Annotated in this window: 23 protein-coding genes; 5 read left to right on the forward strand and 18 right to left on the reverse strand. The window is 50.5% G+C overall.

The window, feature by feature from the left end:
- Positions 1 to 10 precede the first annotated feature (10 nt).
- From HGT70_RS08680 to HGT70_RS08705, 6 genes are all read right to left on the reverse strand, one after another.
- Entirely contained in the window at positions 11 to 430 is a 420-nt protein-coding gene (locus HGT70_RS08680) for a type II toxin-antitoxin system VapC family toxin (protein ID WP_071432166.1), read from the reverse strand.
- Complete coding sequence (locus HGT70_RS08685) at positions 430 to 687, reverse strand: type II toxin-antitoxin system Phd/YefM family antitoxin (protein ID WP_071432168.1); 258 nt, start codon at positions 685 to 687, stop codon at positions 430 to 432. Before HGT70_RS08685 ends, HGT70_RS08680 begins: the two co-directional genes overlap by 1 nt.
- Before the next feature lie 269 nt (positions 688 to 956).
- On the reverse strand, positions 957 to 2,327 hold the full coding sequence (locus tag HGT70_RS08690) for an amidohydrolase (RefSeq protein WP_241576305.1): 1,371 nt from the start codon (positions 2,325 to 2,327) through the stop codon (positions 957 to 959).
- Between the two features lie 61 nt (positions 2,328 to 2,388).
- Positions 2,389 to 3,660 carry an OprD family outer membrane porin gene (locus HGT70_RS08695; protein ID WP_071432172.1) on the reverse strand — a complete coding sequence of 424 codons (1,272 nt, stop codon included), beginning with the start codon at positions 3,658 to 3,660 and terminating at the stop codon, positions 2,389 to 2,391.
- 128 nt (positions 3,661 to 3,788) lie between these two features.
- Complete coding sequence (locus HGT70_RS08700) at positions 3,789 to 4,598, reverse strand: MetQ/NlpA family lipoprotein (RefSeq protein WP_214195611.1); 810 nt, start codon at positions 4,596 to 4,598, stop codon at positions 3,789 to 3,791.
- 126 nt (positions 4,599 to 4,724) lie between these two features.
- Positions 4,725 to 5,978, reverse strand: a complete 1,254-nt coding sequence (locus HGT70_RS08705) for an OprD family outer membrane porin (protein WP_214195683.1) — start codon at positions 5,976 to 5,978, stop codon at positions 4,725 to 4,727.
- Between the two features lie 220 nt (positions 5,979 to 6,198).
- On the opposite strand from HGT70_RS08705, the gene HGT70_RS08710 reads away from it, so the two are divergent.
- A complete protein-coding gene (locus HGT70_RS08710; RefSeq protein ID WP_214195612.1) occupies positions 6,199 to 7,344 on the forward strand; it encodes an amidohydrolase in 1,146 nt (381 codons plus the stop codon).
- Between the two features lie 32 nt (positions 7,345 to 7,376).
- On the opposite strand, the gene HGT70_RS08715 is transcribed toward HGT70_RS08710, so the two are convergent.
- The 4 genes from HGT70_RS08715 to HGT70_RS08730 all read right to left on the reverse strand — a co-directional run bounded on the left by HGT70_RS08715 (position 7,377) and on the right by HGT70_RS08730 (position 10,724).
- Entirely contained in the window at positions 7,377 to 8,147 is a 771-nt protein-coding gene (locus HGT70_RS08715; protein WP_071432180.1) for an amino acid ABC transporter substrate-binding protein, read from the reverse strand.
- A 17-nt stretch (positions 8,148 to 8,164) separates the two neighbouring features.
- A complete protein-coding gene (locus HGT70_RS08720) occupies positions 8,165 to 8,929 on the reverse strand; it encodes an amino acid ABC transporter ATP-binding protein (protein WP_071432182.1) in 765 nt (254 codons plus the stop codon).
- Positions 8,930 to 8,933: 4 nt separating this feature from the next.
- Positions 8,934 to 9,605: an amino acid ABC transporter permease gene (locus tag HGT70_RS08725; protein ID WP_071432184.1), complete on the reverse strand. Its 672-nt coding sequence runs from the start codon at positions 9,603 to 9,605 to the stop codon at positions 8,934 to 8,936.
- Positions 9,606 to 9,833: 228 nt separating this feature from the next.
- Positions 9,834 to 10,724 carry a LysR family transcriptional regulator gene (locus tag HGT70_RS08730; RefSeq protein WP_214195613.1) on the reverse strand — a complete coding sequence of 297 codons (891 nt, stop codon included), beginning with the start codon at positions 10,722 to 10,724 and terminating at the stop codon, positions 9,834 to 9,836.
- Positions 10,725 to 10,830: 106 nt separating this feature from the next.
- Between HGT70_RS08730 and HGT70_RS08735 the strand changes: the two genes are divergently transcribed.
- Positions 10,831 to 11,244, forward strand: coding sequence for a DoxX family protein (locus HGT70_RS08735; RefSeq protein WP_071432213.1), 414 nt, complete (start codon positions 10,831 to 10,833; stop codon positions 11,242 to 11,244).
- A gap of 40 nt (positions 11,245 to 11,284) precedes the next feature.
- On the opposite strand, the gene HGT70_RS08740 is transcribed toward HGT70_RS08735, so the two are convergent.
- Positions 11,285 to 11,659 carry a VOC family protein gene (locus HGT70_RS08740; RefSeq protein ID WP_071432215.1) on the reverse strand — a complete coding sequence of 125 codons (375 nt, stop codon included), beginning with the start codon at positions 11,657 to 11,659 and terminating at the stop codon, positions 11,285 to 11,287.
- Positions 11,660 to 11,855: 196 nt separating this feature from the next.
- On the opposite strand from HGT70_RS08740, the gene HGT70_RS08745 reads away from it, so the two are divergent.
- Positions 11,856 to 12,362, forward strand: a complete 507-nt coding sequence (locus HGT70_RS08745; protein WP_071432217.1) for a sterol desaturase family protein — start codon at positions 11,856 to 11,858, stop codon at positions 12,360 to 12,362.
- 5 nt (positions 12,363 to 12,367) lie between these two features.
- Positions 12,368 to 12,970 (forward strand): pentapeptide repeat-containing protein, encoded by a 603-nt coding sequence (locus HGT70_RS08750; RefSeq protein WP_071432219.1) that lies wholly within the window; start codon positions 12,368 to 12,370, stop codon positions 12,968 to 12,970.
- Positions 12,971 to 12,979: 9 nt separating this feature from the next.
- On the opposite strand, the gene HGT70_RS08755 is transcribed toward HGT70_RS08750, so the two are convergent.
- From HGT70_RS08755 to HGT70_RS08785, 7 genes are all read right to left on the reverse strand, one after another.
- Positions 12,980 to 13,915 (reverse strand): phytoene/squalene synthase family protein, encoded by a 936-nt coding sequence (locus HGT70_RS08755; RefSeq protein ID WP_214195614.1) that lies wholly within the window; start codon positions 13,913 to 13,915, stop codon positions 12,980 to 12,982.
- Positions 13,908 to 15,389: a phytoene desaturase gene (locus tag HGT70_RS08760; RefSeq protein ID WP_214195615.1), complete on the reverse strand. Its 1,482-nt coding sequence runs from the start codon at positions 15,387 to 15,389 to the stop codon at positions 13,908 to 13,910. Before HGT70_RS08760 ends, HGT70_RS08755 begins: the two co-directional genes overlap by 8 nt.
- A gap of 8 nt (positions 15,390 to 15,397) precedes the next feature.
- The gene (crtY, locus tag HGT70_RS08765; RefSeq protein WP_214195616.1) at positions 15,398 to 16,546 is read right to left on the reverse strand and encodes a lycopene beta-cyclase CrtY; all 1,149 of its coding nucleotides are present in this window, start codon (positions 16,544 to 16,546) and stop codon (positions 15,398 to 15,400) included.
- Position 16,547: 1 nt separating this feature from the next.
- A complete protein-coding gene (locus HGT70_RS08770; protein WP_071432229.1) occupies positions 16,548 to 17,819 on the reverse strand; it encodes a glycosyltransferase in 1,272 nt (423 codons plus the stop codon).
- Positions 17,820 to 17,828: 9 nt separating this feature from the next.
- Positions 17,829 to 18,725 carry a polyprenyl synthetase family protein gene (locus HGT70_RS08775; protein ID WP_071435112.1) on the reverse strand — a complete coding sequence of 299 codons (897 nt, stop codon included), beginning with the start codon at positions 18,723 to 18,725 and terminating at the stop codon, positions 17,829 to 17,831.
- A 128-nt stretch (positions 18,726 to 18,853) separates the two neighbouring features.
- Positions 18,854 to 19,381: a YtfJ family protein gene (locus tag HGT70_RS08780; RefSeq protein ID WP_214195617.1), complete on the reverse strand. Its 528-nt coding sequence runs from the start codon at positions 19,379 to 19,381 to the stop codon at positions 18,854 to 18,856.
- Positions 19,382 to 19,463: 82 nt separating this feature from the next.
- Positions 19,464 to 20,783, reverse strand: a complete 1,320-nt coding sequence (locus tag HGT70_RS08785) for an MFS transporter (RefSeq protein WP_214195684.1) — start codon at positions 20,781 to 20,783, stop codon at positions 19,464 to 19,466.
- A gap of 294 nt (positions 20,784 to 21,077) precedes the next feature.
- On the opposite strand from HGT70_RS08785, the gene HGT70_RS08790 reads away from it, so the two are divergent.
- Complete coding sequence (locus tag HGT70_RS08790) at positions 21,078 to 22,589, forward strand: L-lactate permease (protein WP_241649762.1); 1,512 nt, start codon at positions 21,078 to 21,080, stop codon at positions 22,587 to 22,589.
- Positions 22,590 to 22,660: the final 71 nt, after the last annotated feature.

Consider the following 22,660-nt stretch of genomic DNA (forward strand, 5'->3'; position numbering starts at 1 on the left):
AATTCTCAATTTAGTTATTTGGAATTATATTGATATAGTTAGAACAACTTTTAATAATCAAACTATCACTAGTAATCAAGGTTAAAGATTCTGTTTTAGCTTGCGATACGATGATTCTATCAAAGGGATCTTTATGTAGATTTTCAGGTAGATTACCGACAGATATTGCATGTTCACCACCAATAGAAAGCTCTAAAAAGCCATTTTTTAGTAGATGCCGTCTAAAAACCTCTACATTGATACTGAAATTAGGCTTATTGAGTTGTGATTTGATCATGATTTCCCATATTGATGCCACGGAGAACATAACTTTATTATCAGTATCCTCTAAAATATATTTTACGTCGGAACTTACTCTTTCTGGTTTATATCCCATAAAGAGTAAAATATTAGTATCGGCTAGGTAATGATTGGTGAAAACATCTTTCATTACTCGCCATGTCCGTTGAATAAGCTTTCTATATCTTTTTTATTCAATTGATCGAAGTCTTCTATATAAGTCTCTGGAATATCATCATGTCCAATCATAAACCCTAGTTTTCTTTTTTCCTTTTCCTCAGTGTAAGCAACTAACTTAACCATTACCTTCCCATTTTTAGCAATCATCACTGGTTCACCGGTATTGGCAACCTCCTGAATAATTTTGGAAAGATGAGTTTTTGCTTCATATATGTTGATTTTTTCCATAATAGAAACCTCTTTTATACTGCAACAGTAGTAAGTTATCCAGTCTAGTCAGATTGGTCAAGTATTAATCAGTTTTAAACTTTGGCATTTAGTGAAGCCTGTACCGCTTATGTCGCCATTGTTGATCATCGAGTAAAATCTGGAACTGACAAAAGCGGAGGAGCCATCGTCACGGAACCGCTTCGTGCTAATATTCGTGTACGATTTTTGCCATCTTTGCTCTTCTCCATACTCGCGATATTAAGAAGAGCAAAGCAAGATCTCTGCCGTTATAAATGCTCGGAGTCAACCGCCAGCCAGGTTAGCGCGGCTACTAACATCGCCTCAAGCCCTGCTTGTACAGTATCGTCTAAATGAATGGTAAATTGTGAGGAGTGGTTGGCCGGGATCGTTTCGAGCGAATCGGCCTTTAGTGCTCTCTGCCATACCTGAGGGTCCGTTCCGCCGACAAACCAGAATACGTAGGGAACCTGCCAATGGCGGCCAAACTGGCTAAAGTCTTCGCTCGCCGTGGCCGGTTCGGTTTCGAAGCAGCGCTCCGCAAAATGTGCAATAAACTGCTGGCTCAGACGTTCGGTAGCCGCGATATCGTTTTCCGTCACCGGGTAACTGTCGATAAATTCGATATCCGGGTCCCCCGCTCCCGAGGCATGGCTTTCGCAACAGCAGATCCGTTTAACCGAACTAATCATTTTATCCCGCACACTATCTTTATAGCTGCGCATATTCAGCTTAAGTACGGCATCATCGGGAATAATGTTTTCTTTTGTCCCCGCTTGGATCGAGCCGATAGTCAGCACCGCGCTATCCAGCGGCGCGGTTTCTCGCGAGATGATGCTCTGCAGGCGTACCGCTGAATACGCGGCGATCATCACCGGATCGATAGCGTTTTGCGGCATCGATCCATGAGCGCCTTTACCATGAAATTTAACGTGTAGGCTATCACCCGCCGTCAGAATCGCCCCGGCCCGATAACCGATCGTCCCTGCCTTACCCACCATCACGTGTTGACCAAGAATAATATCGGGTTTGGGAAAATGCTGCATGTCGCCAATCATGGCTAAGGCTCCCTTACCGATCTCTTCTCCCGGTTGGAAAACCACCATCAGCGTACCTTGCCACTGCTCACGATGAGCCGCTAATAATTCTGCCGCGCCCATCAACCATGCGACATGCAGATCGTGACCACACATATGCGATACCGGCGTTTTATTGCCGTCCGGCATTTCGCCGACGACTTGGCTGGCGTAATCTAGGCCGGTCTTCTCTGCCATCGGTAGTGCGTCCATATCTGCCCGCAGCATTACCGTAGGCCCAGACCCGTTATGTAACAGTCCGACAACGCCCGTAATGCCTAAGCCTTCAGTTACCTCATACCCGAGTTTTTCCAGGTGTTCAGCGGCGATCCGAGCAGTTCGAAATTCTTGCATGGAAAGTTCGGGATGCTGATGGAGATCTCGATAAATCGCAGTGAGCTTAGGAATAAGCGTAGTAATATCTGGGCGCAGTTGCGCAATGGTAGCGTGCATAATGGAACCTCGTCGACAATAGATAAGCAGTTGTACTGCGACAGAGGAAAAAGAGTGTGGCAATTTTTGCTTAAACGCTTTGTCGTAGGATAAGCCACGTGTATTTAGCACGTTAACCTTAATAGCGTTAGGGGATTAGCGTCGCAGTCGGATAACTACGACGCTTTTGTTATTAGAAAATCGACAGTGGGTACTGCGCGATCACCCGGATCTCGTTACCGCCTGCATTGTAGTCTGCCGCATCTGACGACACGCGCAGCACGGAGTAACGCACACCTAGCTGAAGATCCTTGGCGAACCCAGAAGGGATCTTATATTGGATCTGGTTAAAGAACTCGTGCTCGTGACCATTGCTGGAGGCAGAAGTCTTGATGTTATCCCCGCGTACATAGGCCACATCGTAACGGAGTCCTTCAATCCCGAGGCCGGCAAGGTCAACGGAATACGCGGCTTGCCACGAACGCTCATCTTCGCCGTTGAAGTCAGACCAGTAGGAGTTCGCCAGCCATATCGTGTTACCGCCATCGCCGATACCACCTTTATTACGGTAGCCGCCATACATATAGCCACTACTGCCGGTATTTTGCTGGTACGCAACCTTGAACGTATGGATATCGTAGGTATAGCTAGCCGCGAGGCTCCAGATAGTGTTACTACGACCGCTATTGATGCTTTCAGCGTAGGCTTTATCTAGGCGTGAGTTATAACCGTTAAAATCCCAGACCATTTTCTGTTTTTCAGTGAAGGGTTGGGTATAGGTAAAGCCTAGATATTGTTTATTATCAACATCTTGAACGTGCGACGCATAGGCAGACGCGGTGAACTGATCGTTAAAGACATATTTCGCCCCACCAAACGCGATATTATCCAGCCCTGAATCGTGACTTTCGGCGCTTTTACGCTGCTCGGCGGTGAAATAGCCACCGGTAATATCTAAGCCGTCGATCTCTTGCGAGTCGAGCATAAAGCCGGTGTAGGTCTCTGCTAACAGTCGAGAGCTATCCGAGGTGAGGATAGGCAGGGTTGGCTGTTGTGTCCCGTAACTGAATACGGTATTGGAGAAACGCATCTTCGCCGTCGCACCAAATTTCGCCAGATCCTTCTTCGCGCGTCCATCGCTATCTTGTGAAAAGTAGTCGATGCCGCCTGCGCCGCTGCGTCCGCGTCCGCCGTCAAGTCGAACCGCATATTGGCCAATCGCATCGACGCCAAATCCAACGGAGCCCTGAGTAAAGCCAGAGGTATAAGTACCAATAAAAGCTTGGCCCCATTCGCGGCGGGTACGTACCCCTTCGTCCTTATAATTACGGTTGATCATCGCATTTTTAATCAGCAGATTAAGATGGCTGTCTTCCAAAAAACCGTTACTTTCCTGTTGAGACGCTGCAAAAGCGGGTTGGGCGACCAACAACGCTAAAAAAGAGAAAGAAAAAACCTTGTTCACTGTGTTTGCCTATAGTGTAAATTTATATGATTTTTTATACATAACTTGTTACTTAAGTTGACAATCTAGCATCATTAATCGCGTTTTAAAATTCTTAAAAATACTTTTATTATTCTTTTTTTAGATAACTACCAACCGGGGATCGCCCCGCCTTTAAATAACGTTTCGGCCGCTTTGGCGACTTCTGGCGATTGGTAGGCATGCACAAATTCCTGAACATTCTTCGCTTGACGATTATCCTCGCGGCTCACAATGATATTCACATAAGGCGATTGCTTATCTTCGATAAACAAGCTGTCGCGCACCGGTGAAAGACCGGTTTGTTCGATATAAGTCGTATTGATAATGGCTATCGCCACTTTCGGGTCGTCTAACACATGGGGCAGCTGAGCCGCTTCCAACTGTAGCAGTGTAAGATGTCGAGGGTTTTGCGTAATATCAAGTGTGGTCGGTAACAGGCCTTTTTTAGGAGCGAGGGTGATCAAACCCTGTTTCTGGAGGAGCAACAAGGCTCGTCCGAGGTTAGTCGGATCATTAGGAATAGCAATCGTTGCATGATCGACGAGCTGCGTAACCGAGTGGATCTTGCGTGAATAGGCCGCAATGGGAAATACAAAGGTGTTTCCGACGGCCACTAAGTGGTAACCGTGTGCCGCATTATCTTGGGCGAGAAAAGGCCGATGTTGAAAAACGTTGGCATCCAGTTCCCCCTGATTGGTGGCATCGTTCGGTATGATAGAGCCACTGAAGCTGACCAGTTGTACCTTGAGTCCATATTTCTGTTGCGCGACTTGCTTAGCGACTTCAGCCACCTGCTCTTCCGCCCCGGTGATCACGCCTACCTTAATTTGCGACATATCCTCGGGAGCCTTATCACACGCCGAGAGTAAGTAGGCGCTAAACAGTAGCGCCGAGAGTTTCAACACCGAATGAGCCATGATCTGATCCTTTAAGATGATGCTGTAATAGTTTATGGATACCTAGATACCTAGACGTCCAAATGAATGTAATCAATCAGCATGGCTAATGCAAGCAATGCCGTATAGGCGAGAAGATTAATCGCCTTAAAATAATGTGATCGGGTATTGTGCAATAAGACGTAAGTCGCTGCCGCCGCGGTTATAGTCTGCGGCATCGGCTGATACCTGTAATCGCGAGTAACGTACCGTGAGTTGCAGATCCTTAGCGGGCCCTGACGGCACTACGTAATCGAGCTGATTAAAAACTTCACGCTCTTTACCGTGAGACGAGGCTGATGTGTGGATATCCGTCCCAGAAACATAGGCAAGGTCATAAGATAACCCTGATAATCCAAGCCCGGTGAGATCCAGAGAATAAGCCACCTGCCATGATCGTTCATCCTGGCCGATAAAATCGGACCAATAAGAGTTACTGACCCATATGCCTCCATCGCCTAGCCCCTGCTTATCGCGATATCCCCCATACTGGAACCCAGTACTGCCGCTATTTTGCTGATATGCGAGCTTAAAACTCTGCATGCCATAGACATAGCGTCCAGCCGTACTCCAAATTATATTGCTACGACCACTGTTTATTTCCCGCGCATAATCATCGGTAAGTCGTGAGTTATAACCATTAATATCGAGAATGAATTTTTGCTGCGTAGAAATAGGATGCGTATAGGTAAAGCTAGAAAATTGTTTATCAATGACTTGGGGAATATGCTCTGCATAGGCAGAGACCGATATTTGCGAATTAATTTGATAACGTGCACCTGCATAGAATAAACGCCCGAGCCCAGAATTATAATGATTCGAGCTTTTACGTTGTTCCGCTGTCAAATAACCCGCACTGATATCGACCCCTGTAATATCCTGAGACTCCAGCATCCATCCGGTATAGGTTTCATAGAGTAAGCGTGAGGTGTCGGCGGTAACCAGGGGGATGAGCGGCTGCTGCGTCCCGTAACTCACGACCGTCTGCCCAACCTTAGCTTTAATACGCCCGCCTAGTTTGCGCAACGTACTCTGCGCGTGACCGTCTGAATTTTGAGAAAAATAATCGATCCCTCCCGCGCCACTACGCCCTCTCCCGCCATCGAGTCTCACCGCCAATTGCCCGAGGATATCCGCGCCGATTCCAACCGGGCCAGGAGTAAAACCAGAGGTGAAATGTGCAATCGCCGCTTGGCCCCATTCACGACGCGTCCTGACATCGCTATCGCTATAATGGCGATTCATCATGGCATTTTTAAATAAAAAGTTAAGGTGACTATCGGTGGTAAAACTATTCTGTTGCGCAGTAGCTTGCACGGTAAATAATACCGGGATCGCTATAACCAGTTGGTAAGCCTTCATCATTTCGCCTTGGATTATTATTATTTTAATTAGTTTTTATAGTTAATTATTTTTTATTTCGTTAACCATTATTAAATTAATTTAATTCTTCCCCGTAAAACAAGGCCTGACTTATATCGATTATCGCTAAGCTTAACGAGTTTCGGTTTTTAACAAAACTCTCGCCAGCTGATAAACTTTTACCACGATAACTTTTATCCTGTAACTCGATGAGGACGTTATGACACAGCGCAGCACCGAAGACTTTGCCGAGTATTTAATCGGTTTTCGTCACGAACTTCATCGTTTTCCTGAACTCTCCTCGCAAGAATTTGCCACTACGCAGCGTATTCGCCAACACCTTGAGCAGCATCAGATCCGTATTCTCGATTATCCGCTCACGACAGGTCTAGTGGCGGAGGTGGGGCCTAGCGAAGGACCACTCTTAGTACTTCGCTCAGATATCGATGCATTACCGATTGAAGAGCAAGCAGAGGTTAGCTTTCGTTCGGAACATCCGGGTGTGATGCACGCATGCGGCCACGACTTTCACAGCGCGGCTGCGCTGGGTGCTGCCATTATCCTGAAACGGCAAGAGGCGGCGTTATCGGGCCGCGTGCGTATTTTATTTCAGGCGGCAGAGGAAATCGGCGTAGGCGCGCGGGATATCGTTGCGACCGGTGCACTGCGCGAGGCCCATGCGGTATTTGGGATCCATAACGACCCATCTCTACCGGCAGGTACTATCGGCTGTAAGGCGGGGCCGCTAACGGCGGCCGTCGATCGTTTCGCCTTGACCATACAGGGAGTTGGCAGCCATGCCGCGAAACCCGAACAGAGCGTGGATCCGATCATCATCGCCAGCCAACTGGTTTCGAGTTTACAGACGATCATTAGCCGTAATACCCCGTCAGCGGATAACGCCGTGGTGTCGATCACTCAGTTTCATAGCGGCAGCGCTTGGAATATTATTCCGGATAAAGCGTGGTTAGAGGGGACGGTGAGAAGCTTCTCCGCCCAGGCGCGTCAATTAATCGAGAGCCGTTTTCAGCAAATCGTACAAGGTTTTTCAGCCGCCTTTGCCGTGAATATCGATCTCGATTGGCAGGCCGGACCGCCTTCGGTCGTGAACGATGAACGGTGGGCAGAATTTGCCCTGCAGCAAGCGACACGTAGTGGTTTGACGGCACAGGTGGTAGAAGCCAGCCCGATTGGCGAAGATTTCTCTTACTACCTGCAGCAGACACCGGGGGCCTTCATCATGGTCGGTACCGGCGAGCCTTACGCCTTACATCACCCTGCGTTTCGCATTAATGACCAAGTGCTACTCCCCACCGCACAGTATTTAGCTGATCTGGCGGTTGCAGGTCTGCGCACGCTGCCATAACCATTCGGCCCCCGTTGGGGGCCGAATCATCCTTAATGCGAAACATCTTCTCCAAAATACTTCTCAGAGATTTTCTGATAAGTACCGTCTTTCTTCAGCTCAGCGAGTGCCGTATTGATCGCTGTTTGCAGGGCGGTGTCATCCTTTCTCATCAACACACCAGAAGCGCTTGCATTGTCCTCTGAGGCGACGACTTTCACCGGTGCATTCGCTCGGTGCTTTTTAAAGTCGAGGTAAGAAAGGTTATCGTTCACCGTTGCATCGGCCCGGCCCTGAACCACGAGGTCGACAGCTTGGTTAAAACCGTCAGTGTTGACTAACTGGGCACCATAATGACGAGCGATTTGTGCGTAGTTGCTGGTCAGCGACTGCGCTGAGTTTTTGCCTTTAAGATCCGTGAACTGATGGATACTGTTGTTATCGCTCTTGACGATCAGTACGGCTTTCGAGGCAATGTAAGGCGCGGAGAACGCATATTTCTTCTGACGTTCAGGGCTGATGCCGACTTCGTTAATCACGACGTCGTAGCGTTTGGCATCCAAGCCTGCGATCAGACCATCCCACTTACTCTCGACAAAGACCGGCTTAACCTTCAATTGTTTAGCAATGGCTTCGCCGATCTCGACATCAAACCCCGTTAAATCGCCGGAAATCGTGTGAAAGGTAAAGGGGGCATAGGTCCCTTCGGTGCCGATTTTTAGCTGGCCAGTCGCTTTAACATTAGCGAGGGTATCAGCCATTGCCGAGCTAGCAAAACCTAATGGAACGAGCATGGCGAGTAACGCTAGAGAACGCTTTTTCATAATAACTCCTGGTGAAATTAGGTTGGGTTGACTGCGGGTAACCCCGCCGTTAACGTGGCGATATATTCCGCCGTGCGTGCGTGTTGCGGGGAACGGAAAAGAGTCGCTGATTCTCCGGTTTCTACAATCTCCCCTGCTTCGAGGAAAATAGTCTGGTTCGCGACAGAGGCTGCCAAACGTAGGTCGTGGGTTGCCATCAGCATGGTCGTACCTTCGTTCGCCAATTGGCGTAATACGGCTACGACTTCGGCGGCAAGCTCTGGATCGAGTGCCGACGTTGGCTCATCACATAATAGAACCTGCGGAGAGGGCGCCAGTGCGCGCGCGATTGCAACGCGTTGCTGTTGCCCGCCCGACAGTGTTGCCGGCATAACATTACGTTTATGGGCTAATCCCACTTTCTCCAGCAAGGCCTCTGCCCGCGCAATCGCCTCTGCTTTCGGCATACGATGTACGACGATCAGCCCTTCGGTGATATTTTCAATTACCGTTTTATGGGGGAACAGCGCAAAGTTTTGAAATACCATCCCCGTTTGTCGGCTTATTTGATAGATATCGCGGGTACGAGGTGGCTTCTGCGTAAACACTAATCGCGCTTCGTCCAACTGCATCTCGCCCGACTGGGGGATTTCTAATAAGTTAACGCAGCGCAATAAGGTGCTTTTACCGCTACCAGAGGGGCCAATCAGCGCGGTGACAGAGCCTCGCGGCAGCGTAAGGCTAATATCTTTCAGGACGTGATTGTCTTGAAAATATTTGTTGATGCCCTGTAATGAAATCATCTCGCTATACTCCTGTCACCGTTTCCTGGGAGAAATGCTTCTCAAGCTTGTTTTGTAGCGCCGATAAAAGGGTACTGAAAAACAGGTAAATCAGCGCTGCTTCGATATACAGGATTAATGGCTGATAGGTAACCGCCGCTATCCGCTGTGCGGCTAAGAACATTTCAGGTACGGTGATCACCGATGCCAATGAGGTATCTTTAACTAAAGAGATAAAGGTATTAGATAAAGGCGGAACGGCAATTCTTGCGGCTTGCGGCAGAATAATACGTACCAGAGCCTGACGCCAGCTCATACCGATGGAGTGCGCGGCCTCCCACTGACTACTCGGTACGGACTTGATCGTGGCGCGGATAATCTCCGACGAGTAAGCCCCAATATTTAAGGAAAAACCAATGACTGCGGCCGGGAAGGCAGAGATAGTAATCCCAATGCTGGGCAGTGCATAAAAGATTAAGAAGAGTTGGACGAGCAACGGCGTCCCACGAAATAACCAGACGTAGAAACGTACCAAATAGTGTAGGGGTTTTGGACCATACAATCGAGCGAGAGCAACTAAGAAGCCTAGCGATAAGCCAAGTACGAAGGCAAGCAAGGTTAAGGGAATCGTAAAGGTCAGTCCGGCATGAAGCATCGGCCAGAATGATTCCGCGGCGAGGGTTAGCCAATCTGGCACAGTTCACCTTCCATAGAATAAGTTAAACACAAAAGGTTACCAACATTGATAACCACTTCCTCTATTCTAGGCAGGAAACCGGGAGAGGGAAATATCATTTAGATATTGATTTAGAACAAGAGTTAACTCTCTATGCTTTTTATCGTTGAAATGGTGAAAAAAACGTCATTCCAACTGTATAGGTAATATTTTTCTCTTATACAGCGTCTAAAACCCGGTACCGGCACCTCAAGATAGCCGCTCGAAACTGCGTACCAGACTATCGATAAAGACGCGTGTACGAGAAGGCATTAACCGCGTGCTTGGAAAGACAATCCACACCGGACGCTTTTTACTCTGCCATTCCGGTAAGAGGCGGACTAACCGACCGCTTTCGACGTAGTGCCGCGCCGAATGCGCCGCAATACGCGTGATTCCCACCCCGCGTAACGCAAGATTAACAAGAATATTCGGTGAATTCGCCAAGGTTTTAGTGACAAGTTCCCCGCGCCAATGTTGCTGCGCAGTAAAAAGCTCCAGCGGGCCACTATCGCTATGTAACCGCAGTAAATGATGCTGGAGTAAATCTTGTGGCTCAGCGATCGCGGGGGCGCCACGCAGGTAGCTCGGGGCGGCATACAGCCCCAATTCAAAGTAACCCAACAAGCGAGCGGCGAGCGTCGCTTCGTCCGCCAGGGTGCCGATACGTAACGCTAAATCGACGCCCTCGGCGATCAGGTCCACTCGCCGCTGTGAGACATCGATCTCTACGTTTATCTCTGGATAGGCCTCGATAAACTCGGCTAAAAATTGGCTGATAAGATCCTGCGTGAAGTCACCGGGCAGCGAGACACGCAGCTTACCGCTGGGCAGAGCATGTCGATGCTCGATTAATGCCTCGATCGCACCAAGCTCTGCCGCCATCTGCTGGGTATGCCGTAATAGAGCCTGCCCAAACGGCGTAATCGTCATCTTACGCGTAGTCCGGGTAAATAGCGGTTCTCCCAGCTGTTGTTCCAATGACGCTATGCGTCGCGACAACGTTGAGGCTGGCAATTCTAGGCGCTCGGCCGCTTTGGTAAAACTCCCCTCCTCGGCGACACGGTTGAAGAGCAGTAGGTCATTCGCATCAGAACGCATCTATTATCCCATAAATGAAATTATCTTACTCATTCTAGCTATTTATTCCGTACAGGCCTAACGCTAAAGTCTGCGCTAATCACGCAAACTGAGTTAGGGATATCCTATGCAATATTTCACTTTTTCAAAACAACAGCCGCTGGTACTACTGATTGCCCGTGTATTGTTAATGCTGCTTTTTGTCTTATTCGGCTACCAAAAACTGGTCCACTTCGGCGGGACGGTCACCTATATGACGGCACTGGGTACACCACTGCCGACGCTCGCCGCGCTGATCGCGGTCGTACTGGAGTTCTTTGCCGGATTGGCGATCGTCATCGGTTACTATACACGCCCGATTGCGCTTATTTTGGCGGTTTACACCCTTGCGACGGCGATTATTGGCCATCCTTTTTGGTCGCTCTCTGGCCCAGAACAGATGGCGGCTGAGATTAACTTCTATAAAAACATCAGCATTATCGGTGGGTTATTGTTACTTTCGGTAAGCGGAGCCGGTCGTTTTTCTGTCGATAAACAGTAGCGCGGTCCGCCCGCCTAGTCGTTTAGGCGGGCAGGATCTGTTATGCCTCTGTCTGGTAAAAGGCACACAGCTTGTTCCCCGATGGGTCACGGAGATAGGCCACACATTTTCCGTCTTCGCGGATATGCGGGGCTGACTCTGCAGAACTCCCGCCCTGCTCTACGCCAGCTTGATGCCAAGCATATACCGCTTCACAACTCGTTAGCTCAAAACCGATGGTTCCGCCATTAGCCGGGCTGGCCGGTTGTCCATTAATCGGTAAAGTGACGATGAACCGCTGCTTACCTTGACGATAAAAGGGGCGTTGTAACTTATCAAAGCCTTGCTCATCCAAAGGCATATGACGAAAAATCGCATCGTAAAAAGTCTTGGCACGCTCAATATCCTGCGCACCGACGACGACATGGCTATACATAATGTTTCCTCGTTAAGGGCTGTTAACCTACGTTAGCCGAATTAATGATATAAAAACAAGTTATCACCGCACTGCTCGTCATCGTCCTCTTCCTCAGCTATGCTATTTTGACGCACACCTTTTAGGGTAAAGGCTCCTGAGGCCATTACCGACTCACCACCACGTGAAACATACCGTTTCACCGAGGATAGACCGCATGCCTTGGCTCGTTAATTTACTCATCGTCATCGTTGTCGTGTGCATCATGGAAGGCGTCGCGACCGGTATGCATAAATATGTGATGCATCGCTGGGGCTGGGGCTGGCACCGTTCGCACCACGAGACACGCCATGGCATGTTCGAGGTCAATGATTTGTATGCCCTGGTCTTCGCCGGGCTAGCCATCTTATTGATCTTCGCGGGTACGCGTGGCATCTGGCCGTTACAGTGGGTGGGTGCAGGTATGACGCTTTACGGCATTATCTACTTTATTCTGCATGATGGATTAGTCCATCAACGGTGGCCGTTTCGCTATGTTCCTCGCCGCGGATACTTACGCCGTCTTTACCTCGCCCACCATTTTCACCATGATGTTAGAGGTAAGGAAGATTGTGTCTCCTTCGGCTTTATTTACGCGCCTCCCGTCGATAAAATTCAAGCACAACTGAAAGCCTATAAAAAACGGCAGCGCGGGCTGAAAAAGCGCCCTGATATCGAAAAGTAGATGGTATGAAACGAGTTGTAGACTCTCAGCAAGAGTATTATGATCACGACGTAAGTAAGCTTACGATGGCAGACGCTCAGCTGGAAAACGCTCTCTTTGATCGCTGTATCTTTAGCGACTGCGATTTTAGTGCGGCGACCTTGCGCCAGTGTAAGTTTATCGAGTGTGAATTTATTCGCTGTAACCTGAGCTTAAGCGAGATCGCGAGGAGTACGTTTCGGGAGGTCACCTTCACGGAATGTAAATTGATGGGGATCGATTGGACGAAGGCGGGATGGTCGTCCCTTCATCTGCCTGGTTCACTACAGTTCTACCGCTGTATCCTCGACCACTCATCGTTCTTTGGCCTGTATTTGGCGCAGTGTAAATGGGTGGAGTGTCGACTGCACGATGTCGATTTCACGGAGACCCAGTGCGAACATGCCGACTTTACGGGGAGCGATTGCTACCGCGCGACCTTTCACCATACCGACCTACGCAGCGCTGATTTTTCTCACGCCCACGGCTATAACATCAATCTGTTCAACAACGAGATTAAACGCGCCACGTTTATGTTACCTGAGGCCGCATCGCTATTAGCCAGCCTACAGATAACCCTAATCGAGTAACCGCGTCGCCTACGACGATGAGGGACGCTGCCACAATGAGCGCGGGCGTGGCGAGTGCGATGTGAGTCGCGAAAGTAATACGTCACCCATTGCCGCGAGCAATAAATAGACTTTTTCGCCGCGTGACGTCGAAATACGTTCCTGCCAAGCCCCTGCCCCGGCACGTTTAACTCGCTGACCAATTTTACGGTATACCCGCCGTGCGGTAGCCACTGCCCACGCTGAACGTAACGGCAATGCCACCAGCCCTTGATAGGATGACTGATAGTAAGGCTCGGCCTGATCGACTAGTCGAGCTGCGACGCGACTTAACGCTTGGCGGTGCTCGAGCGCGGCAAGATTATCGCGCGTTAAGCCCTCCTCGGCTAACCACGCCTCAGGCAAATAACAGCGCCCTACTTCGGCATCTTCGACGATATCACGGGCGATATTGGTTAGCTGAAACGCTAGTCCAAGATCACAGGCTCGATCCAGAACGGCAGCGGACTTAGCGCCCATAATTTGCGCCATCATCAGGCCGACGACTCCCGCAACGTGATAACAGTAAGTGAGGGTCTGCGTAAGGGTAGGATAACGCGCCTCTTCCACATCCATCGCGTAACCTGCAAGGTGATCGAGCGCGAATTGTTGCTCTAGGCCGTGCTGGTTAATCACGTATTGTAACGCCGCGAACGCGGGAATGGTTTGTGGCTCGCCCGCGAAGGCGCTTGCCGTCTGTTCGCGTAAGCCATCAAGCCGCTGTTCGATACTCGCCGCTGCCGGGGTTGCGGCCTGAAAACCCAAGACCTGATCGTCGATCGTATCATCACAGTACCGACACCATGCATAAAGCATCAATACGCTACGGCGAGTATCTGCATCGAATAACGCCGACGCGGCGGCGAAACTCTTCGATCCTACCTGCATTGTCTGCTTAACATGATTATCTAGCGCAATCTTATCCATGAAGATCCTCGATCATTAAGCCCGCTGTGGCTTTCGCCGAACCAATAACGCCTGGAACTCCTGCGCCAGGATGGGTGCCCGCCCCGACCAGATAGAGGTTCTCGACTGAGCTATCACGGTTGTGCGGACGGAACCATGCGCTCTGTGTCAGAATCGGTTCGATAGAGAATGCCGATCCGTGCCATGCATGTAGCTGATCGCGAAAATCAAATGGCGTAAACATCCGCTGCGTGACCAATTGACTACGTAAGCCTGGCATATAGTGTTCTTCAAGATAGGCAAAAATCCGATCACGCAGGCGCGGACCTTCGATATCCCAGTCAAGATCAGCGGTTCCGAGATGCGGAACAGGGGCGAGAACGTAGTAGCTGCCACACCCCTCAGGCGCGAGCGAAGGATCGGTGACACAGGGCGCGTGTAAATATAGCGAGAAGTCTTCCGCTAGCCCATCACGGTTGAAGATCTCGTCGATAAGTTCGCGGTAACGCGGGCCAAAACAGACCGTATGGTGAGCGAGCTGGTCGTGATGATGATTAAGGCCGAAATAGAGGACAAAGAGGGAGTTACTCATCCGTTTTTTCACCAATTTCTCGGCATACTCCTCTGATGGCGTGTGATTACGCAATAAGTGGCGGTAGGTATGCACCACGTCGGCATTCGATGCCACCGCCGCTACGCTAAATTCGCGACCGTCGACGAGGGTAACTTGTGTGATACGTTGCCCGCTACAGTCCATATGGTCGACTTCAGCGTTAAGGAGTAACTCGCCGCCTAAGTCTTGAAATAGTTGGACCAATGCTTGAACTAACGCGCCGGTACCGCCGCGTGGGAACCACACTCCCCATTCGCGTTCGAGCGCATGGATCAGGGTGTAGATCGACGACGTTGCAAAGGGATTTCCACCCACTAATAGCGAATGGAAGGAGAAAGCCTGTCGTAGGTGTTCGTCCTGAATATAGCTGGCGACTTTGCTATAAACGCTGCGCCACGCTTGCAATCGACCCAATTGCGGAGCGGCATGTAACATGTCTTTGAATGAGAGAAACGGAACCGTACCCAGCTTTAAGTAGCCTTCTTTGAAGACCGCCTGAGAATACGCGAGAAAACGTTGGTAGCCTTGGACATCGGCGGGATTGAAGGCCAAGATCTGCCGATCCAATAGCGACTGTTCGTTGTCGTAATCGAACACCTTACCGTTCTCCCAACAGAGTCGATAGAAGGGCTTGACCGGCAGTAATTCGACATAGTCCTCAATACGTTTCCCTGCGAGGGTGAATAGCTCGACGAGCGCTGTTGGGTCGGTGATCACCGTCGGCCCAGCATCGAAGGTATACCCTTGATCTTGATAAACGTAGGCGCGCCCCCCCGGCTTATCGCGTTGCTCTAAGAGTAGAGTGGGAATTCCTGCAGCCTGAAGGCGGATAGCGAGTGCTAACCCCCCAAATCCAGCACCGATCACGGCAGTTTTTTTCATTGATAGACTCATTTAATAAGCGGTTTGAGGATCGCTTTCAGTGCAGCGATGACGGGCACAGGGGGTTTACCACTAACAATACGTAATTTATCCCACAAGGTAAGCTGTCCTGCATAGAAGCGCGCGATCAGGTCGGCATTAAGGCGATAAAAGCGCTGCATTACCCCTCTACGCTGCGTCGCGGGGCCAGCGAGAAAGAGCATTCGATTCAATATACGAAAGAAACGCTGTCTACCCCACGCTTTTTGGGCGTAGCGCTGCACGGTCGTGCGAAGACAAGGGCTAGTCATACAGGATAGCTGAGCAATTTCGTCCGCCAAGGCAACCGCATGGGGAAGCGAATAACCGGTCGTCGCATGGTACAGTCCTGCTCGTAACCCACTACAGGCCACCGATCTTGTCGCCCAAAATCGCGAGAATTTTCCGGCTAGGGTGATCGGTAAATTACCTTGCTCCTCACGCTGCAGCGTCGCGAGCTGCCACCCTTGGCTCGCCGCATAATCACGAATATTGGTGCGCGCCTGTTCGGGATCCAACTGGACTCGGTCGATATAGTGGGTGTCTTCAATCAACAATTCAGTAGCGGACAGCGGCAAGGTATAAACGAAGCGATAGCCCTGTTGTTGGTCGACGGTGGCGTCCATTAAAATAGGTTGAGAGAGGCCATGAGGCTCTGCGAGCCGCCAGACCTGCCCAACAAAGGCTTGGATACCTATCGACATCGTCTTTTCTACCGCGAAACCGCGGCCATCAATCACAGCGTGAGCCTGCACGATACGTCCATCATCGATTCTCACCTGTGTCGCAGTCACGCTATTCACGGTACATCCGGTCATTATCTGGGGGCCTAGCCGTGCCATCACTGTTTTCGCCAGCTGTTCGGAGGTAATCGAGCAGTACTCACCGGATAACCCCCGAGAAAATAACGGAAAACGCACATCATAGCCTGGCCAGCAATAGTCGACTAACGGGTGTATCCACTCGTATTGCGCGGGCGTCAGATCACGACGATGAAAGGACCACGTATGGTTACCCAATATCTGCTCATCCGTTTCGATCAGTAGTAGGGTTAGGTCGGGACGTTTTTCCTGTAACCGTAACGCTATCAACGTATTGGCAAGTCCAGCCCCGACTAAAATAAGATCGTACTCTTCCATGTTATCTCCGCGCTAGGACTGGCTGACCGAGACTCAGTGCTTGCGTCACGACCTTCACCGCTTGCGAAATCCCACCAGCCCGTTGTAGTGCGCATTGCAGGCGCTGTAAATTATGTTGTGTCTCCGACTGGCCACTCAGTTGCGTCAATTGAGTTGACCATGTTTTCGCGCCTGAGAGTCGTGAGAGGCGTTGCCCGATACCATGATGGACAACCCTCGCCGCTACGCCTGGCTGGTCGAAAGCCAAGGGGACCACTAATAGCGGTTTACGCTGCTGAATGCTGTCCAAGACGGTGTTCATGCCGCCATGAGTCAGGGTCATATCCACCGCCGCGATAGCTTGCGGCTGGTCGACGAAATCCACGATTTCCACTCCGCTCTGACGCCCCAATTTTTGGCCCTGTGCGCTCGATAAGCCGCCACAATGGGCGAGGAGGAGCTGGGCATCCGCTCGTTGACAAGCCGCCACGACCTTTTTAAAAAGTGTATAGCGATGCCCCTGTAGGGTCCCGAGTGAGGCATAGACCTTGAGCGTTCGAGGTTCCCGATGCGAGATGTCGACGGCGTCTTTCGTCGGAGAGCGTAATGGCCCGACACTATGAAAGTGGCTCGGTAAATGGTGACGAGGGAAATCAAGTTCCGGGATTAATTGACTCAGCTGCGCGAGCGGCGAAAAGCAGTGATGAAGTTGAGTAATCCCCGAAAGGCCAAAGCGCCGCGCCTGCTGGCTAATCATCGCATCATGCTTACGCATCATCCAATCGTAGACTCTTTCGCTTGTCTCATAACGTTTGCGAGCCTGCGCATCTTGTCGGTAGCTAAATGGCATGACCGGTAACGGAACCCCCGGCTCACGGTTTAATGGTAATGCACAGGCCACGGAGACATACGGAAGATCGAGCTTTTTTGCGACCAGCGCCCCGCCCGGCTCCATTTGATCGACGATCAAGCCATCAATTTTTAGCTGCTGGCAGGCAGCAGGTAGCTCTTGGCAAAAGAGCGCGGTACTCTTTGCCATCTGTTCAATCAGCGAAAACATCGCCGGGCCAAAAGGGTTTGCGGCGAAATGAAGCGTTCTCTGTAGGCTCCCTGCAGGATGGCTACTGCGCCCTAGCGCGTAGAAACCGATGCTTTTCGTCTGAATGAAATGCTTAACATCGATTTGCTGAAAAAAAGTGATTTGATGACCCGCGGCGATCAGCGCCAATGAGAGCTGCTCCAGCGCGTTGATATGGCTATAAAAGGGGGGCGCGATAACCGCATAGTGGCTCATCCATATTCCTTAGCGGAGCGTTGCCAATTTTTGTTTGAACCACTGCTGGATAAACTGCTGCGTTTGTTGGTTATGCGGACAGGCCTGAGTAAAATAATGGTCTGCAACATCAAGATGATCGCGCAGCTGTTTCTCGGTTTTTTGCGTACCAAATACGTTGACCAGCGTCGACTTGTCACGGTCTTGGTGAGGATCTTTACCATTCTGTGTCGAACCATCGCTTAAGTCATCGAGTAACTGGAAGGCTTGCCCAAGGTTAAAGGAACAATGGCGTAGCTGTTCACGCACTAAGGCGCTCGCCCCGGCTGCAATAGCCGCCATTTGTAAGGCCGCGCAGAATAAGGTGCTAGTTTTATAATGATTGGTCAGGGTTATCGCTTCGTGGCTACGCGATTGATGTCCCTCGCTAATGTCTTGGTATTGCCCCTGAACTAGTCCTTGTAGCCCGATAGCCTGGGACAATTCGTTAACAGCGTTATTCTTCGCCTTTTCGTCAATCCCCTCGGCTTGGCTGATGATTTGAAACGCCTTACTCACCAGCGCGACAACCGCGAGTAACGCGACAGGCTCGCCAAATTGCCGATGGATCGTTGGCTGGTTACGCCGTGTCGCGGCATTATCCATACAGGGCATATCGTCCAATATCAGCGAGGCCGCATGAATAATTTCTACTGCACAGGCAAAGTCGAGCGTGCCATTAGTGGTAGGCGTGTCGCCAAGATCATGTGCCGCTAACAGCAGTAAGAGGGGACGGATACGTTTTCCCGGTGCCAACGCGCCTTCACGCATCGCGAGACTGACTCTTTCGCGTTCGGAAGCCAGAGGGAGCCAATGATCTAAACGCTGTTCAATCGCCGCGAGACTGAGCCCGATAGAGTCGGAGGCTGAATAACGACTTTCTTTCATCTCTAGCGCCATGAGGACCCTCGCTTCCACACTGATATTGGAAAAATTAGTTTTTTTCTCATTTAGATTAAGCGTAGCTGAGCCACACCAAAATGTGAGATAAAAAGTGAATTTAATTAACTATTTAGTTAATTTTGAAGCAGCGTAATCAGCTGCTGGACCTGTAAGGGTGAAAAGGGTGATTGATGAAAAAACTGCACGTTACCTTGTGCGTCGGTGACGACTATCGCGGCACGATGGGCCAATAGCTGCCAGCGATGCGCGGCGATACCGCTATTATCGATAACGAAACTATTCTGTGGTTGGTCTTTCTTACTGCCGATAATACTTTGCTCGACAAAAGGACCGCTTCCCCAAAGACTATCATCAATGTTTACGATTGTCGTGGTATGCACCTGTTCAGCGGTTAATCCCGCCCGCTGTATGTGCTGAATAACATCGCTCAGCTGCTGCTTAGCGGATAAACGCCCGGCAACATGGATGAGTAGCTGTTTACTTTTCCCTACTAATGCGGTGCTTTGCCAAGGCTGTGTAGAGGTCTGGGTGCCGTGGAGTTCGATCTCCCCACCGTTATCGATTTTCACCCAGGGCAGAGGAGCACCTAACCGTATTGGCTCGGCATTAACGCCGAGCGTGAAGCAGAATAGAGCAGCCATTATCAAAGTTTTATAACCTGTTCGCGCCATGCAGGAAGCTCTCTTTATTCTTTCTAATTAAGCCTAGACGGCGCGTATCGTATCACTGCGTTGATACAACTGTTGTGCCGGAGATTGTCTCATCGTCATGCAACCGCTTTTCAGGTTGGATAACGGCCATGGCACACATACTGACAATGGCAAACGCCCCCGTCACTAAAAACATCGTGTTATAGCCATAATATTGCGCGAGCCAGCCACAGAGTACAGGAGAAAGGATCGCCGAGCTATTGGCGATGGCCAGTGTTATCCCACTAAACGTTCCCACTGAGGACTTGGGTGTCACATCGATGACTACCGACCAGTAGATATTATTCACCAAGGCATTAAACGCATTACCGAGTGTCATTAATGCAATCACCGCCGCCGCGCTGTCAACAAATGGGATGGCAATGAAGCAAACGGCTGCACAGGCGAGACTCGTGGCGGCAAATGCGTTACGTGCAATACGTAAACGATGAAAGCGTGTTAATAAAAAATCCGTTATCCGCCCACCACACAGTACCGTGATCGCCGCACCACTCCACGGGATCATCGCCACATACCATAAGGCGTGGAGATCGTAATGGAAGGTATCTTGTAAATACTTCGGCATCCACGTGACGAGGGTGAAGGTGATATACAGAAAACTAAAATAGCCTAGGGCATTACAGACGAGAGTTCGCGAGGTGAAGAAGCGCCACCAAGGTAGTTTTGTTCTACTTTCGCATTGGCTCTGCTGATGATCTGCGATATAGCGCCGCTCCGCTACGTTGACCTCGGGATGCTGCTGTGGGGTATCACGAAAGAAGCGCGCGAAGAGGATCATAACGAGTAACGAGCAGCCGCCCAATACGATAAACATGCTCTGCCACCGTCCGGTCAATAAGAGTAACCCCACGGCGATGGGGGCCGTTAACATTGCACCAATTTGTGTACTGAGCAGGCCCACCGAGAGGGCAGTTCCTCGCTCATGATCCGGCGCCCAATAAGCGACTGTTTTATTCATCAGCGCGTAAGCCGGGCCCTCACTGAACCCAAATAAAATACGTAACACGGCAAAACCTAGGAGTGCCGAACCGCCGAATACCGTTATACCCAGCTCTCCCGCCCACGCCGTTAATGCTTCCAGGCAAGACCAACTGATCCCCGCAATGAGCCAGACTCTGCGCGTTCCGTAGCGGTCGGCAAGAAATCCCCCACATAATGACCCCAAAAGATAGCCAATACCGAAGTAGCTCAGTAGCGCGCCGAGCTCTACGCGGGTGAGCGAATAGTGTTGCGCGATAGCAGTTGCCGCGAACGAAAGTGCTCCACGGTCGATATAATTGACCAAGGCCACGAGGAGCATAAGCCCAAAAATACGGTAGCGTACGGTAGTCATCATGGTGAACCCCTAGCGTGATAAAGATAGGGATCAAGCAAGGGCTGTGCCAACCGGCTTGGTATTTGCTATTCGCACACCCTAAAACGAATCGCTCAGGCGGTATTGATGTGAGGCATATCCCAAATACGGCATGCATGTTTTGTCGGCGGGGGCTCGACTGATTATTAATAAGGGTTAACTCGGCCTCGTTCGCGAGTCTAAGCATGCCGTAAATCAAAAAAGAGTCACCGAAATTCCCGTATAGTTTTTCGACGATGATCTCACACTCGTCTTTTTCAGGGAATTGACATGATAACGGATTTATTCTCTTTTTTACTCGCCATAACGCCCCTTGCCCTTTTAATTATTTTTATATTACTGCTCAGGATCGCTGTGCATTACGCTGTATTAATCACCCTTGTGGTAACGTGGCTGATCGCCAGTTGGCAATTTCATCTCCCACTGCAAGTGCTGACTGCGGCGTCACTCTACGGCGCGGCCAAAGGTTTATGGCCGATCGTCATCGTGATCTTTGCCGCGATTTATGGCTATAACCTAATGCTCAGTAATGGCAGCATGGCGGTGATCAAGCAGGCCTTGGCATCAGTCAGTGACGACAAGCGTGTTCAAGTCTTAATTATCGCTTGGGGGTTCGGCGGGTTCTTGGAGGCGGTGGCTGGCTATGGTACTGCTGTTGCGATTCCGGTGGGGATATTGATCGCGTTAGGGATCGCGCCGCTCAAGGCGGCAGTCGTCTCGCTGATCGCCAACTCCGTACCAACCGCCTTTGGTGCCGTCGGTATCCCGGTAATTATGTTAGCCGAACAAACCGGCCTCGCCGTGCAAACACTCAGTACCCACATCATTCTACAGTTAGCGGCCTTTAACATCCTGCTCCCTTTTGTGTTAGTCGCGATTATCGGCGGCGGGATCCGCGCTATCCGCGGTGTTTTTCTTATTACCTTGTTATGCGGCGTGGCCTCACTGCTTCCACAATACCTGGTCGCTCGCTATCTTGGTGCCGAGTTGCCCGCCTTCGCGGGGAGCTTAGGCGGCCTGGTGACCACTATCGTCGTCGCACGGTTACAAAAAAGGGCGACCTCGACCGAGGGGGTAGCGCTTCTAACGCTATTTAAGGCGACACTGATTTACCTGTTCACCTTCGTCTTTATCGTACTCTGTTCGCCGCTCTTTCCCGCAATTAAACAAAGCCTAGGCAGCGTATATAGCCTGATCGATTTTTCCACCGCTATGGGCGGGAAATTACAGCTAAAAATTGAATGGTTAATCACCCCGGGCGTGCTAATCCTTGCCGCTTCGTTGTTAGGAGCATGGATCCAAGGGAGTCGCCCGAAAGTCTTCGTACAGCAGTTTTTCGCCACCTTAGGACAGTTGAAAAAATCGATTGTCGCGATCCTCGCGATCGTCGCGATGGCAACCGTGATGGATAAAAGCGGGATGATTACGGTGATCGCGACGACGCTGGTTGCCACTACCGGTATTGGCTATGTCTTTATCTCGCCAGTGATCGGTGCCCTAGGGACCTTTGTTACGGGGAGCGATACGAATGCTAACGTCCTGTTTGGTAAATTACAGGCTACCGCCGCCCAACAACTCGGCATCGATCCGCATGCGCTAGCCGCCGCGAATACCGCAGGGGCAACGGGAGGGAAGATGATTTCCCCGCAAAGTATTGCGATTGCCGTTTCAGCCAGTAAACTCGACCAGCTGAGCGGTGAGATCATGTCCACGACGCTTAAATATTGCCTACTGTATATCGCGCTACTCGGTTTAGGTATTGGCGTGTATTACACGGTGTTGTGATAACCTAGAAAGTAAGCAACAGGAGAGCAGTAAACGCCCGTGGGTAAGCGTTTATTGCCCTGTTCTCCAGC

The sequence above is a fragment of the Rosenbergiella collisarenosi genome (assembly GCF_018494085.1).
In the GTDB taxonomy this organism is placed as follows: domain Bacteria; phylum Pseudomonadota; class Gammaproteobacteria; order Enterobacterales; family Enterobacteriaceae; genus Rosenbergiella; species Rosenbergiella collisarenosi.